Genomic DNA, 14,044 nt, shown 5'->3' with positions numbered 1-14,044 from the left:
CGCCGATCTTCGACAGGAGGCAGGCATGGCCAAGATGAAGGCGGCGATCTTCGCGGAACCCGGACGCATCGTGCTCGACGACAAGCCGATCCCGGAAGTGGGTCCGCTCGACGCGTTGCTGCGCATCACGACGACGACGATCTGCGGCACCGACCTCCATATCCTGAAGGGCGAATATCCGGTCGCGCGGGGGCTGACCATCGGACACGAGCCGGTCGGCATCATCGAGCGGCTGGGCAGCGCGGTCGAAGGCTTTCACGAGGGCCAGCGCGTCATCGCAGGGGCCATCACGCCCAGCGGCTACAGTGCCGCCTGCCTGTGCGGCTGCGCCAGCCAGGATGGCGCCGGTACCAGGCACGGCTTCAAGGCCGCCGGCGGCTGGAAGTTCGGCAATACCATCGACGGTTGCCAGGCCGAATATCTGCTGGTGCCCGACGCCATGGCCAACCTCGCGGCAGTGCCGGACAGCCTTACCGACGAAGAGGTGCTGATGTGCCCCGACATCATGTCGACCGGCTTCAGCGGCGCCGAGAGTGGCGAAATCCGCATCGGCGACACGGTCGTCGTGTTCGCCCAGGGGCCGATCGGCCTGTGCGCCACGGCCGGCGCCAAGTTGCGTGGCGCCACCATGATCATCGCCGTCGACAGCGTACCGGCCCGCCTCGCCGCGGCGTCCAAATTGGGCGCCAGCCACACGGTCGATTTCAACGCCGTCGACCCGGTCGAAGAGATCATGCGCCTGACCGAAGGGCGCGGCGTCGATGTCGCGATCGAGGCCCTGGGCACCCAAACCACCTTCGAAGCGGCGCTGCGCGTCCTGCGCCCGGGCGGGACGCTGTCGAGCCTCGGCGTCTATTCGACCGACCTCACCATTCCGTTGGCGCCTTTCGCGGCCGGCCTGGCCGACCTGAAGATCGTGACGACGCTCTGCCCGGGCGGCAAGGAACGGATGCGCCGCCTGATGTCGGTCATCGCGTCGGGCCGGATCGATCTGAAGCCGCTGGTCACCCACCGCTTCAAGCTCGACCAGATCGAGGCGGCCTACGAGCTGTTCGGCCACCAGCGCGACGGCGTGCTCAAGGTCGCGATCACACCCTGAGCTTCACTCCCATCGAGAGGACCCGAGAATCATGCCCTGGCTGCATTCTCTCTTAAATCAGGCGCCCGAAATCGCGCTCTTCCTCTCTCTCGCCGGTGGCTACTGGGTCGGCAAATTCCATTTCGGCAAGTTCCAGCTGGGCGGCGTTGCCGGATCGCTGCTCGTTGCCTGCGTCATCAGCCAGGTCGGCATCTCGATCGACAGCGGCGTCAAATCCGTCCTGTTCGCGCTGTTCATCTATGCGGTCGGCTATGAGAGCGGTCCGCAATTCTTCCGTTCGCTCGGCCGTCAGTCGCTGCGCGAGATCGCCATGGCTGCCGTTCTGGCCCTGAGCGGCCTCGCGACCGTCGTCGTGCTGGCCCGGATGTTCGGTCTCGACAAGGGACTGGCCGCCGGCATCGCCGCGGGCGGGCTGACCCAATCGGCGATCATCGGCACGGCCAGCGCCGCCATCGCCAAGCTGGGGCTCGCCGCCGACGAGGTCCAGCACCTGCAGGCCAATGTCGCGGTCGGCTATGCCGTCACCTACATCTTCGGCTCGTTCGGCGCGATCATCATGTGCGTCAATGTGCTGCCCTGGCTGACCGGCCGCGGCATCCGCGACGATGCGATCGAGGCCCAGGCAGCGTTGCTCGCCGGAAGTGCGGTCTATGGCGTCGGCGAACAGCCCGCACTCTCGGATCTGGTCGGCCGGCTGTTCCGTATCGAGCAGGGGGGTGGCCAGACCATAGGCAAGATCGAAGCGGATGGCACGATCACCATTGAGCGGGTCAAACGCAACGGGGCGACGGTCGGCGTCGGACCGGGACTGGCGCTCCAGGCCCAGGACATCGTGCTCGTCGTCGGCCGCCGGGCCGGTGTCGTCGCTTGCGCCGAACGCCTCGGGCCGGAACTGCCGGCATCCGACGACATGGCGATCACCATGGTGACGCGCGATATCGCGATCGCCAACAAGGACTTCGCTGACCAGACCATCGAGCAGATCCGGCAGGCGACGGCCGGCGCGCTGCGCCACGGCATTTATGTCGTCGCCGTCAACCGGGCGGGCACCGCGCTGCCGCTGGTCCCCGACACGAAAATCGCGGCCGGCGACGTCGTCACGCTCTACGGCACCGCCGAGGATGTGCAACGCGCCGCCAAGCTGGTCGGCACCCTGATCCTGCCCAGCGACAAGACCGATTTCGTGTTTCATGGCCTGGGTCTGGTCGTGGGCCTCGCCATCGGGCTCCTCGTCGTGCGGCTCGGCGCCATTCCATTGACGCTCGGCAGCGGCGGCGGCGCACTGCTGTCCGGTCTCGCCTTCGGCTGGTATCGCAGCCGGCATGTCGCGATCGGCAACATGCCCACGGCGGCATCGACCCTGCTGCGCGACCTGGGCCTGGCGGGGTTCGTCGCCGTGGTCGGCCTGCAGTCGGGCCGGCAGGCGGTCACCACCATCGCCACCAGCGGCGTGTCGATCTTCCTGATCGGTGTCGCGGTCACGATCCTGCCGCTGCTGCTCACCATGCTCGTCGGCCGTTACGTGCTCCGCTACGGCAATACGGCGATCTTCGCCGGTGCGCTTGCCGGCTCGCGCAGCGCCAACCCCGCCTTTGGCGAGGTCCTGGACAAGGCCGGAAACTCCATTCCCACCGTGCCCTTCGCGATCACCTACGCGCTGGCGAACGTCTTTCTCACCCTGCTCGGCCCGCTCGTCGTGGCCCTGGCGTAGATAGGAGACGCAAGATGACCGTTCAGAAGCAGAGCCAGACCGACTATCGCCAGTTCGCCAAGCTCAGCCCGTTCGAGCTGAAGGATGAATTGATCAAGCTGGCCCAGGGCAAGCAGAACCGGCTCATGCTGAATGCCGGCCGGGGCAACCCGAATTTCCTGGCGACGCTGCCGCGCCGCGCCTTCTTCCACCTGGGGCTGTTCGCCACGGCGGAGGCGGAACTCTCGTTCTCCTACATGCCGAACGGCGTCGGTGGCCTGCCCCAGATCGAGGGCATCGAGGGCCGGTTCGAGCGCTTCACCGCCGAGCATCGCGACCAGGACGGCGTCGTCTTCATGGCCCGCGCGCTCAGCTACGTGCGCGACCAATTGGGCCTGTCGGCTTCGGCCTTCCTGCATGAGATGGTCGAAGGCGTCCTGGGCAGCACCTATCCCGTTCCGCCACGGATGCTGAAGGTCAGCGAGGACATCGTCCGCCAGTACATCGTGAAAGAGATGATCGGCGGATCCCTGCCGACCGACAGCGTCGATCTGTTCGCGGTCGAGGGCGGCACGGCCGCGATGACCTATATCTTCGACACGCTGAAGCAGAACGGCCTGGTCACGCGGGGCGACCAGGTGGCAATCGGCATGCCGGTCTTCACGCCCTATATCGAGATCCCGCAGTTGGATGAATACGGGCTGCAGGAAGTCGCGATCAACGCCGATCCGGCCCAGGGCTGGCAATATCCCGATGCCGAGCTGGACAAGCTGAAGGACCCCGCGATCAAGGTGTTCTTCTGCGTCAACCCGAGCAATCCGCCCTCGGTCAAGATGGATGACCGCAGCCTGGAGAAGCTGGCGTCGATCGTCCGCGACCATCGGCCGGACCTCATCATCCTGACCGACGACGTCTATGGCACCTTCGCCGACGATTTCCGCTCGCTGTTCGCGATCTGCCCGCAGAACACGATCCTGGTGTATTCCTTCTCGAAATATTTCGGCGCGACCGGCTGGCGCCTGGGCGTCATCGCCACCCACAAGCAGAACGTGCTCGACCGGAAGCTGGCGGCGCTGCCCGAGACGGCGAAACGGACGCTCGACCGGCGCTATGGCTCGATCGTGCCGGATGTGCGGACCTTGAGCTTCATCGATCGGCTCGTCGCAGACAGCCGCACCGTGGCACTCAACCACACGGCCGGCCTCTCGACGCCGCAGCAGGTGCAGATGGTGTTGTTCGCGCTCTTCGCGCTCATGGACGAGAGCGACGGCTACAAGGCCGAATTGAAGAAGCTGATCCGCCGGCGCGAAGCGGCGCTCTATCGCGAGTTGGGGCTGCCGGTCGTGGCCGATCCGAATGCGGTGGATTACTATACGCTGCTCGACCTCGAGGATATTTCGCTGAAGCTTCATGGCGCCAAGTTCGCTGCCTGGGTCCGCGAAAAGTTCAGTGCCGGCGACCTGCTGTTCCGTATCGCCGACGAGACCGGCATCGTGCTGTTACCCGGTCGTGGCTTCGGGACGAAACAGCCGGCCGGCCGCGTGTCGCTCGCCAATCTCAACGAATATCAATACGCCAGCATCGGACGTGCGCTGCGGGCAATGGCGGATCAATATTACGAGGAGTTCAAGGCGCAATAGCAAGAAGGGGCGGCCAGTGGTGTTCGACCACCGGCCGCCCGCCTCACGCGAGCAGGTGCTGGCCGCCATCGACCGGGATGATCGTCCCGGTGATGTGCCGGGCGGCATCGCTGACCAGGAAGGCCGCGAGATTGCCGACATCGACGATATCGACCAGCTGATGCTCCGGCGCCCGGGCGGCCGCCTGTTCCAGCAAGGTATCGAACCGGTCGATGCCGCTGGCGGCGCGGGTGCGAATCGGGCCGGGCGAGACGGCATGGACGCGAATGCCCTTCGGCCCCAGCTCGGATGCCACATAGCGCACGGTGCTTTCCAGCGCCGCCTTGACCGGGCCCATCAGGTTGTAATGCTCGACCACCCGGGCCGAGCCATAGAAGGTCACGGCCAGCAGGCAGCCGCCTTCGGCCATCAGCGGCTCGGCCAGCCGCGCCATGCGGATAAAGGAATGGCACGACACGTCCATGGCGACGCCGAAGCCGGTCGCCGAGCAATCCGTGACCCGACCGTGCAGGTCGTCCGTCGGGGCGAAGGCGATCGAATGCAGCAGGAAATCCAGGCTGCCCCATTCTGCGTGCACCCGCTCGAAGACGGATTCCAGCGCGCCCGGCTCGCGCACGTCGCACGGCAGTACCAGCGGACAGGGCAGCATGTCGGTCACGGCGCGGACGTAGCTTTCAGCCTTGGCGTTCAGATATGTGGCCGCGAGCGTGGCGCCGGCGGCCGCGAAGACCTGGGCGCAGCCCGTGGCGATGCTGTGCTCGTTGGCGATGCCGACGATCAGCCCGCGCTTGCCGCGCAGGTCGACGATCGGCGCGATCTGGGCGAGGTCGGTCATATCGTCTCCAATGTGTGACGCACGATCATGGCTTCCTCGTCGGTCGGGATCACCCGAACCTCGACACGGCTTTCGCGGGTGCTGATCCGGTCGGCGTGGATGGTGTTGGCGGCACGGCTCACCGCGACTCCCAACCAGGCGAGACGCGCGCAGACCGCCGCGCGAATCTCGGCGGCATGCTCACCGATGCCGGCGGTGAAGACGAAGCCGTCCAACCCACCGAGCGAGCCGGCCAACGCTGCCGCCTCGCGCGCGATCCGGAACACGAACAGCTCGATCGCCTCACGCGCCTCCGTCGTCGAGCTCTCCAGGAGCACCCGCATATCGCTGGAAAGGCCGGAGACGCCGAGCAGGCCGGAGCGCTGATAGAGCAAAGTCTCGACCTCGGCGGCGGCAAGTCGCTTCTGCTGCAGCATATAGAGGATGACGCCCGGATCGATCGTGCCGCAGCGGGTGCCCATCATCAGCCCATCAAGGGCCGTGAAGCCCATCGTCGTATCGATGCTGATGCCATCGCGCATCGCGCACAGGCTGGCGCCATTGCCCAGATGGGCGACGATCACCCGACCGCTCGCGACCCAAGGCGCGGTCCGGCGCAGAGCGCCGGCGACATATTCGTAGGACAGGCCATGGAAGCCGTAGCGCCGGATGCCCTCGGCTTCGTACGCCCGCGGCAAGGCGAAACGGGTCGCGACCGCCGGCAGCGTGTGGTGAAACGACGTATCGAAGCAGGCGACCTGGGGCAGGCCCGGTTTGACCGCCATGAGCGCACGCACCGGCGACAGGCTGTGCGGCTGATGCAATGGCGCCAACGGTGTCAGCAGGTCGAGCGCCGCCAGCATCTTGTCGTCGAGCCGCACCGGGCCGGTGAAATCCCGGCCGCCATGCACGACCCGATGTCCGACGGCCACGAGCGTGTCCTGGCCCAGGTGGGCTTCGATCCATTCCAGCAGGCCGCCCAGCAAGGCTTCGTGGTTTGCCGACGCGTCGGGCCAGCGCCGCTCCCCGATGATCGCGCCGCCGGCATCGCGGGCGACGAAATGCGGCGCCGTACCGATGCCCCCGATTTCGCCCCGCGCGATCCGGTGCGGAGTATCGGTAATTTCGAACAGGCCGAACTTGATGCTGGAGGAACCGGCATTGAGAGCAAGGATAGCGTTGGGCATCAGACGGCTCCGGCGCGCGCCATGAGCACGGCGATGGCGCAGGATGCGATGCGCGTGCGCTCGGAATCCGCACGGCTGGTCAGGATGATCGGCACGCGCGCGCCGATGACGACGCCGGCCGCATCGGCGCCGGCCAGGAAGGACAATTGCTTGGCCAGCATGTTGCCCGCCTCCAGGTCCGGCACGACCAGGATGTCGGCCTGGCCGGCGACCGGCGAGACGATGCCCTTTTGTCTGGCCGCCGCCGGGCTGACCGCATTGTCGAAGGCGAGCGGCCCGTCGAGCAGGCCGCCGGTGATCTGGCCCCGGTCGGCCATCTTGCAGAGCGCCGCCGCGTCCAGGGTCGAGCGCATCAGCGGATTGACCGTCTCGACCGCCGCCAGGATTGCGACCTTGGGCAGTTCGGTCCCCATGATATGGGCCAGGTCGATGGCGTTCTGGATGATGTCGCGTTTTTCCTCGAGCGTCGGCGCGATGTTGAGGGCCGCGTCGGTGATCAGCAGCGGCCGAGGATATGAGGGCACATCCATGACATAGACATGGCTGAGGCGCCGTTCGGTCCGCAGGCCCGTGTCGTGCGCCACCACCTCGTGCATCAGCTCGTCGGTATGGAGCGAGCCCTTCATCAGCAGCGCCGCCTCGCCGGAGCGCACCAGCGCCACGGCCATGGCCGCGGCAGCATGGCTGTGCGGTACGTCGACGATACGATAGGCGAAGATATCGATCCCGGCGGCAGTCGCGACCGCGCGGATCTTCGCCGCCGGCCCGACCAGGATCGGCACGACCAGCCCCGCCTTCGCCATCTCGACCGCGGCGCCCAGCGAGAGATCATCGCACGGGTGTGCGACCGCGATCGGCACCGGCGGCTGGCCGGCCGTACGGATCAGCAGGGCACGGAAGCGCTCATGCCTGCTCAAACGGACTTCGGGCAGTTCGATGCGCGGGCGTCGAACCTTCTCGGTCGGCGCCTGGACTTCGGCCGTGCCGGTGATGACCGCGTGGCCCGCCTGGTTGGTACAGACGCAGTCGAAGATGATGCGGTGCTTCTCCGGCTTCTTTTCCCGCGCCGTCACCGTCGTGGTGATCGTGTCGCCGATCGCGACCGGCGCGCGGAAATGCAGGTCCTGCGACAAGTAGATCGTGCCCGGTCCCGGCAACCGGGTGCCGAACACGGCCGAGATCAGCGCGCCGCCCCACATGCCATGGACGATGATCTTGTGGAACAGGTCCGTCTCGGCATAGGCCGGATCCATGTGGGCCGGGTTGACGTCGCCCGACACGACGGCGAACAGGTCGATATCCTGCTGCGTCAAGGTCCGCTCGCTGCTGGCGCTGTCGCCGACCACGATTTCGTCGAAGGTGCGATTCTCGATCATCGGATCGCGAGGTGCTGCGTTCAACTCCATGAGCGCGCTCACTTTTCCAGCACGTAGCTGCCGGGTGCCGCGGGACCGTCGGCGAGCCGCGGCGGCGGTTGAACCGGGCCGCTGCGCTGATCCAGCCAATCGGTCCAGACCGGCCACCAGGATCCGTCGCGCCGTTCGGCCGTGACGGCCCATTCGTCAGGGTCGACATAGCGATCGCCGGCCGCGTGGCTGCCGAGGCGGAACGAGCGGTGGGCATGGCCGGGTTCGCTGACGATGCCGGCGTTGTGGCCGCCCGAGGTCAGGACGAAGGTGATTTCCCCCGGGTTCAGCAGGTGGACCTTGTAGACCGAATGCCAGGGCGCGATATGGTCGGCCTCGGTGCCGATGACGAAGAACGGCACCCGGATGTCGGTCAGCGACACCGGCTTGCCGCCGGCGATGAAGTGGCCTTCGGCCAGCTCGTTGTTCAGGAACAGCCGACGCAGGTATTCGGAATGCATCCGCGCCGGCATGCGGGTGCCGTCGGCATTCCATGCCATCAGGTCGTTCGCCTCGGTGTGGCGGCCCAGCATGTAGCTGTTGATCGCCTGCGACCAGACCAGGTCGTTCGAACGCAGCATCTGGAACGCGCCGGCCATCTGGGCACTGTCCAATGTCCCGCTCTCGGCCATGACGTCGTCGAGGAAGGCCAGCTGGCTGTCGCTGATGAACAGCTGCAACTCGCCCGCCTCCGTGAAATCGGTCTGGGCCGCGAGCAGGCTCACGCTGGCCAGCCGCTCGTCGCCGTCGCGCGCCATCGCCGCTGCCGTGATCGACAGCAAGGTGCCGCCCAGGCAATAGCCGCAGCCGTGGACCGGCACCGGGCCGCAGACCTGCCCGATCGCGTCCAGCGCCGCCATCGGCCCCAGGGTGCGGTAGTCGTCCATGGAAAGATCGCGTTGCCCGGAGCCCGGGTTGCGCCAGGAAATCGCGAACACCGTGTAGCCCTGGCCGACCAGGAAGCGGATCAGCGAGTTATGGGGCGACAGGTCCAGGATGTAATATTTCATGATCCAGGCCGGCACGATCAGGATCGGCTCGGGCCGGACCGTCTCGGTCGTCGGGCTATATTGAATGAGTTCGATGAGCGCGTTGCGGAACACGACCTTGCCCGGCGTGACGGCGAGCGTTTCGCCGGCCGCATAGACCGGCTTGGCGAGCGGTTGGCCGGTCACCTTCTGCCGCATGTCCTCGAGCAGGTTCGTGAGGCCGGCCGGAATGTTGCCGCCACCGGTTTTCACCGTTTCCGCCATGACCTCGGGATTGAGCCAGGGCAGGTTCGACGGCGAGAAGATGTCCAGCCATTGGCGGATGCCGAACGACACGACCTGGGCATTATGGCGGCCGACGGCCTCGCCGCCGTCGCTGGCCTCGGCCCACCATTCCTCCATCAGCAGAAATGCCTGGTGCAGAAAGGCATAGGGCGGCTGCTGCCACGCCGGATCGCGGAAGCGACGGTCCGCCGGCAGCGGGTCGACGACATGCCGGCCCGTCGCCGCTTCGAGCATTCGCCGACCCTGCTTGATCGCCGTGCCGGCCAGCTCCGCCCGGCGGAACGGAGCGTTGACGAGGTTGAGCGCCCAATCGGCATAGGCGAGCCAGAGACCGACCGGCGACAGGCCCGAGGTCAGTCGCGCCTCGCCGGCATGGAACATCCGATCCAGGTCGCGCAACGCCGGCCGGCGGACCGTGTCGAGCGACGGTGGCGCTACGCCGGGGACGGCGGCCGCCTGGGGATCACGCAACGTCTGTGAATTCAAGCCATCCATGCGACCGCTCCCTCTTTGATGAGATCGCGATTGTGCAGTGCACAGTCGCCATTGGTTTTGATCTCGATCAAGTGGCGGGGCGTCTTTGCCCCCCGGCCCCGTCTTGGAAAAACAGCCTGCAAGAACCGCTAAAGCGAAGCGCCGCCGCACACGACGATCTGTTGGCCGGTGATGGCGCCAGCGTCCGGAGAGAGCAGAAATGCCACGAGTGCCGCTACCTCCGCCGGCTGGATGAACCGGCCGATCGGCGGTCGATGCGGCGGCGACGAGACCCGTGCCGGATCCAGCAGCATCGGCGTTTCGGTCGCCCCCGGCGCGACGACGTTGACGGTGATGCCGCGCGGGGCGAGCTCGATCGCCCAGGACCGCGCCAGGCCGACCAGTGCCGCCTTGCTCGCGGCGTACTGGCTCCGGCCGGCCGCCCCGGCAGCGACACGGCTGCCGATCAGCACGATGCGACCGCCTTGCGCCATGCGGGGTGCCACCGCGTCGGCCAGGAGCGAGGCCGCCTCGACATGCAGCCGCCACATCGCCGTTCCCGCCTCGCGGTCGAGCGTGCCGAGCGCGCCGACGCGCAGCAACCCCGCCGCATGGACCAGGGCATCGACGGCCGGCCGCCCGTCGAGCGCCGACCGGATCGCCGATGCGTCGGCAACCGCCAGGTCGAGCGCGCGATGGGTGACGCCGGGCGCGTGGACGCCGGGAGGCCTGCGGCTCAACCCCGTCACCGCCCATCCGTCCGCCAGCAGGCGCATCGCGACGGCCTCACCGATACCGGAACTGGCCCCCGTGACCAGGGCATGCCGGGGACCTGACGATCCGATCGGCTGGTCCGGCGGCGCCATCGCCCGGCTAGCGGTCGTCACCATGCCCCACCCAGTCCTCGGCGACGCGCACGTATTTTATGGCTTGCCGGAAGTAGGTGAACGCGATGTGGAGCGCGCCGTCGGGGCCTTGCTTGATCGAGGGATAGGAATATTCGCGATTCAGCTGCTCGCGCGAATTGTTGGTCATGCAGTAGCCGTCGCCGACTTCGAGGTTGCGCTTGCGCGGCCAGCTTCGCCCGCCATCCTCCGACAGCGCCAGCGTCAACGGTGCCCGCGGCACGCCCCAGACCGCCTGCCGTTCGCCCGGCTTGGCATCCGGCTCCTTCAAACCTGAATCGTCCTCGATATCGTCATAGAGCGAGGCGCGGCGTTCGACGACACCTTCCGCATTCGTGTCGTTGAACAACAGTGCCAGATGGCCGTTGGCCAGCCGGGTGGACTGTATCGAGGAATTGTTGTTCCGCAGGTCGGTCGCAATCGGGGCCGACCAGGTGCGGCCCCGGTCGTTCGACCGGCTGGAATGGATGTTGTCGGCCCACCGGCTGCGAAACAGGGCGAGAAGCGTGCTGTCCACGAGCTGAGAGACATCCATATGCACGCAGCCGGTGCTGTGCGGCACCTCATGCTCCCGCCAGGTACGGCCGCCATCGGCCGAAATGCGAACCGCGCTGGTGTCGTAGCTGCCGACCCATTTTTCCCCGGGTCGCCCGTGGCAATAGAAGATCGGCAGCAGGATGTCGCCGTTGTCCAGCACGGCCGGCGGCTGGCGCACGAACACGCCGGAACGCCCGACCGTGTCGAACAACGTTTCGATCTCGCCCCAGCTCCGGCCGTTGTCGGCGGAGACGCGGCGGCGGACGATGGCGGTGTCCTGGTTGCCGGAAACCTGTGCGGTCCAGAGCAGCCAAAGCAGCCCGTCCGGTGCCGGAAACAGGATCGGGTTCTGTTCCGACCGGGCCGCATCGTCGGAGAGCCGGACCGCGTCGGACCAGCGCTCATCGCCGGCGGCGAGACGGGAAAAATATACCGATATATCCGGGATGCCTTCCTGGGTGCCCCCGAACCAGACGCAGGCGAGATCGCCGCCCGGCAAGGGCATGATGTTCGCGGCATGGTTCTGCACGCATGGCGAGGGCAGATAGGCCTCGAGCCGCGCCGGATCGGCCTCCGCCGGCCGCAGGATCCCGTCCTTTTGCGCAAGCAGGCTCGGGGCGGGTGTAGGGGCGAGCGTGGCGATCATGAAAGGTTTCCTCCGGCAACCCGCTCGGCGCCGACGGGTCGATTTGGCCAAGTGATGGCGCGCTCGACCATCATCACCAGGATCGGCGTGAGCGCGGCGACATACATGTTGTCGATGCCATAGGGGTTGCCGAGCAGGTACCACACGGATGTGGATACGGCGGCCACCAGCAGCCCCAGCGTGGCGCCCCTGCCGCTGCGGAACAGCGGGGCATAGAAGCCGATCACCGCGACGATGCCGATCGACAGCCTGAGCGCGCGGGTGAAGAAGGACAGCTTCAGGATCTCCGGTACGAAGAAGACGCAGATCAGCGGCACGAAGGCGATGATCAGCGAAATGATCCGGGTCGCCTTCAGCTCCTGTGCGGGCTCGGGCTTGAAGCGCGGGATGTAGAAGTCGCGCATGACCAGCGACGCGATGGCGAGCGCGACAGTGCTGACGCTCACGAACGCCGAGGCGATCAGCGAGATCGTGACCAATCCGGCGAGCAACGGATTCATGCCCTGCATGAACATGGGCAGCGCATAGAGGCTGTTCATCGTCGGATTGAGAAACTTCGCGCAGACGCCGATCAGGCCCAGTGCGACGCCGAGCGGAAGGCACAAGGCCGCGGAATAGAAGGTGGCGCGTCGCGCGTCGCGCGCGTTGTTCGCGGACGATACCGCCTGCATGATGAATTGCGTCGAGAAGATCGCACCGACCGTACCGATGGTCCAGGCGGCGATCGTCGAACCGCCGATGGCGCCGTCCCAGGTGAAATATTGCGCCGGCAAGCCTTGGACCATCGGGCTGATGCCGCCAGTGGCATAGAGGGCCACGCCCAGGATCAGCGCGATGCCGATGACCTTGACGATGCTGTGCAGGACGGTGACGTAGGCAACGCCCTTCAAGCCGCCGAAGACATAGTAGAATGTGCTGACCACCGCGATCAGGCACATCGCGGCGGGCAAGTTGATCTTGAGCACCGTCGCGATCGCCGCGGCGCCGCTGACGTAGTTGCCGACGTTCACCAGCAGCAGCGCGTAGATCATGATCAGCGACACGGTCAGCATGGTCGAGCGGCCGTACTTCTGGGCGATCGCCTGGGAGATCGTGTATTCGCCTGAATTGTAGAGCCGCTTGACCATAAACAGCCCGAACAGGAAGAAGCCGATCGACGCGCCGAACACCGACCAACTGGCGGCGAACCCGGAATTGAAGGCTTCCTGTGCGGTGCCGACCGTCGATTTGGCGCCGATGAATTCGCTCATCAGCAGGACGGCAATCACAGCCGGGGGCAACGCCCGGGAGGCCGTCATGAACTGGTCCGAGGTCCGGCTGCGCAGGCGGAACGTCAGCCAGCTCGTGAAGACGATATAGACGACCACCATCAGAATGATGATGCCGGTGTCGAAGGCGCTGAAGCTGTTCATTGCCGTTTCCTTCCCGAGCTCTGACGTTACCGTTTTGGTTTTTTGCTTAGAGTTCCGTGGTCTCGGCCACGGTGACTAGAGTTCCGCGGCTTCGGCCGCGGTAAGCGGCAGCAGCGGCGGCCGCAGATTGGCCCAGTTCGCGTGCCCCGTGCTGCGGGCGAGCAACGTCTTGATCGAGGCGATCTGCGCGAATTGAGAGACGCGCGTGCGGGCGGCCACGACACGGGCCTGGGCGGCATCGACCTCGGCCGCCTTGGCCGGGTCGGCGTGATTGCGGAAGATGAAGGCGAGATCGGACGCGACCAGGTTCGAGGTCGCGGTGATGCAGCCGGCGCCGCCTTGGCGAAGCAGCGGCAGCATCAGCGGATCGGCCCCGGCCAGCACCGAGAAATTCGGGAAGCGTTCGACGAGCGCCAGCATGTTGTTCAGCTCGCCGCTCGAATCCTTGATGCCGACGAAAGTGTCCGGATACCGGGCACGCAGGCGTTCGATGACCGGAAACGTGATCGGGACGCCGGAAAACTGCGGGATATGGTAAAGCACGACCTTGAGGCGTGGGTCGGCCACCCGCTCGGCAATCTCCGCATAGGCCGCGAACAGGCCGTCGTCCGAGATCCCCTTATAGTAAAACGGCGGCAGCATCACCACGCGGGTGACGCCCAGCGACAGCGCATGCCTGGTCAGGTCGACCGTCTCGGACCAGGCGGCGACCCCGGTACCCGGCAGCAGGCGGTCGGGAGCGATCCCGGCCGAGACCGCGGCCTCGAGCAATGCCTTGCGTTCGCTGCCCGAGAACGAGTTCGCCTCGCCTGTGGTACCAAGCAGCGCGACACCGTCACAGCCCTGCTCGATCAGATGCCGGCAATGGGCGACGAAGGCGGCATGATCCGGCGCCAGATCGGCGGTGACCGGGGTGACCGAGGCGCAGAACACGCCGGCAATGGGTCGATCCATGGGTAC

Annotated in this window: 11 protein-coding genes; 3 read left to right on the top strand and 8 right to left on the bottom strand. The window is 66.6% G+C overall.

What is annotated here, in order from left to right; all coding sequences use genetic code 11:
• The first annotated feature begins 25 nt into the window (after positions 1-25).
• The 3 genes from VGV37_RS22645 to VGV37_RS22635 are packed head-to-tail and all read left to right on the top strand — an operon-like array spanning position 26 to position 4,429.
• A complete protein-coding gene (locus tag VGV37_RS22645) occupies positions 26-1,099 on the top strand; it encodes an NAD(P)-dependent alcohol dehydrogenase (protein ID WP_326882038.1) in 1,074 nt (357 codons plus the stop codon).
• A 31-nt stretch (positions 1,100-1,130) separates the two neighbouring features.
• Positions 1,131-2,810 carry an aspartate-alanine antiporter gene (aspT, locus tag VGV37_RS22640; protein ID WP_326882037.1) on the top strand — a complete coding sequence of 560 codons (1,680 nt, stop codon included), beginning with the start codon at positions 1,131-1,133 and terminating at the stop codon, positions 2,808-2,810.
• Between the two features lie 14 nt (positions 2,811-2,824).
• Positions 2,825-4,429: a bifunctional aspartate transaminase/aspartate 4-decarboxylase gene (locus VGV37_RS22635; protein WP_326882036.1), complete on the top strand. Its 1,605-nt coding sequence runs from the start codon at positions 2,825-2,827 to the stop codon at positions 4,427-4,429.
• Positions 4,430-4,472: 43 nt separating this feature from the next.
• Here VGV37_RS22635 and fabI read toward each other — a convergent pair whose 3' ends face one another.
• The 8 genes from fabI to VGV37_RS22595 all read right to left on the bottom strand — a co-directional run bounded on the left by fabI (position 4,473) and on the right by VGV37_RS22595 (position 14,038).
• The gene (gene fabI / locus VGV37_RS22630; RefSeq protein WP_326882035.1) at positions 4,473-5,264 is read right to left on the bottom strand and encodes an enoyl-ACP reductase FabI; all 792 of its coding nucleotides are present in this window, start codon (positions 5,262-5,264) and stop codon (positions 4,473-4,475) included.
• A complete protein-coding gene (locus VGV37_RS22625; RefSeq protein ID WP_326882034.1) occupies positions 5,261-6,430 on the bottom strand; it encodes an acetate/propionate family kinase in 1,170 nt (389 codons plus the stop codon). Before VGV37_RS22625 ends, fabI begins: the two co-directional genes overlap by 4 nt.
• The gene (locus VGV37_RS22620) at positions 6,430-7,806 is read right to left on the bottom strand and encodes a bifunctional enoyl-CoA hydratase/phosphate acetyltransferase (RefSeq protein WP_326882110.1); all 1,377 of its coding nucleotides are present in this window, start codon (positions 7,804-7,806) and stop codon (positions 6,430-6,432) included. The genes VGV37_RS22625 and VGV37_RS22620 overlap by 1 nt, the downstream gene beginning before the upstream one ends.
• Positions 7,807-7,844: 38 nt before the next feature.
• The gene (locus VGV37_RS22615; RefSeq protein ID WP_326882033.1) at positions 7,845-9,605 is read right to left on the bottom strand and encodes a PHA/PHB synthase family protein; all 1,761 of its coding nucleotides are present in this window, start codon (positions 9,603-9,605) and stop codon (positions 7,845-7,847) included.
• A 128-nt stretch (positions 9,606-9,733) separates the two neighbouring features.
• Complete coding sequence (locus VGV37_RS22610; protein WP_326882032.1) at positions 9,734-10,474, bottom strand: SDR family NAD(P)-dependent oxidoreductase; 741 nt, start codon at positions 10,472-10,474, stop codon at positions 9,734-9,736.
• Positions 10,458-11,672, bottom strand: coding sequence for a sialidase family protein (locus VGV37_RS22605; RefSeq protein WP_326882031.1), 1,215 nt, complete (start codon positions 11,670-11,672; stop codon positions 10,458-10,460). Before VGV37_RS22605 ends, VGV37_RS22610 begins: the two co-directional genes overlap by 17 nt.
• The gene (locus VGV37_RS22600) at positions 11,669-13,084 is read right to left on the bottom strand and encodes a sodium:solute symporter family protein (RefSeq protein ID WP_326882030.1); all 1,416 of its coding nucleotides are present in this window, start codon (positions 13,082-13,084) and stop codon (positions 11,669-11,671) included. Before VGV37_RS22600 ends, VGV37_RS22605 begins: the two co-directional genes overlap by 4 nt.
• A 75-nt stretch (positions 13,085-13,159) precedes the next feature.
• Positions 13,160-14,038, bottom strand: a complete 879-nt coding sequence (locus tag VGV37_RS22595) for a dihydrodipicolinate synthase family protein (RefSeq protein ID WP_326882029.1) — start codon at positions 14,036-14,038, stop codon at positions 13,160-13,162.
• Positions 14,039-14,044: the final 6 nt, after the last annotated feature.

Source organism: Aliidongia sp. (assembly GCF_035943795.1).
Lineage (GTDB): Bacteria > Pseudomonadota > Alphaproteobacteria > ATCC43930 > CGMCC-115725 > Aliidongia.
This window is presented reverse-complemented; position numbering and strand designations above follow the sequence as displayed.

What these genes read in the sequence shown, in the direction of transcription:
- VGV37_RS22645 (WP_326882038.1), top strand. Translation starts at nt 26, where the DNA reads ATGGCCAAGATGAAGGCGGCGATCTTCGCGGAACCCGGACGCATCGTG.
- aspT (WP_326882037.1), top strand. Translation starts at nt 1,131, where the DNA reads ATGCCCTGGCTGCATTCTCTCTTAAATCAGGCGCCCGAAATCGCGCTC.
- VGV37_RS22635 (WP_326882036.1), top strand. Translation starts at nt 2,825, where the DNA reads ATGACCGTTCAGAAGCAGAGCCAGACCGACTATCGCCAGTTCGCCAAG.
- fabI (WP_326882035.1), bottom strand. Translation starts at nt 5,264, where the DNA reads ATGACCGACCTCGCCCAGATCGCGCCGATCGTCGACCTGCGCGGCAAG.
- VGV37_RS22625 (WP_326882034.1), bottom strand. Translation starts at nt 6,430, where the DNA reads ATGCCCAACGCTATCCTTGCTCTCAATGCCGGTTCCTCCAGCATCAAG.
- VGV37_RS22620 (WP_326882110.1), bottom strand. Translation starts at nt 7,806, where the DNA reads ATGATCGAGAATCGCACCTTCGACGAAATCGTGGTCGGCGACAGCGCC.
- VGV37_RS22615 (WP_326882033.1), bottom strand. Translation starts at nt 9,605, where the DNA reads ATGGATGGCTTGAATTCACAGACGTTGCGTGATCCCCAGGCGGCCGCC.
- VGV37_RS22610 (WP_326882032.1), bottom strand. Translation starts at nt 10,474, where the DNA reads ATGGTGACGACCGCTAGCCGGGCGATGGCGCCGCCGGACCAGCCGATC.
- VGV37_RS22605 (WP_326882031.1), bottom strand. Translation starts at nt 11,672, where the DNA reads ATGATCGCCACGCTCGCCCCTACACCCGCCCCGAGCCTGCTTGCGCAA.
- VGV37_RS22600 (WP_326882030.1), bottom strand. Translation starts at nt 13,084, where the DNA reads ATGAACAGCTTCAGCGCCTTCGACACCGGCATCATCATTCTGATGGTG.
- VGV37_RS22595 (WP_326882029.1), bottom strand. Translation starts at nt 14,038, where the DNA reads ATGGATCGACCCATTGCCGGCGTGTTCTGCGCCTCGGTCACCCCGGTC.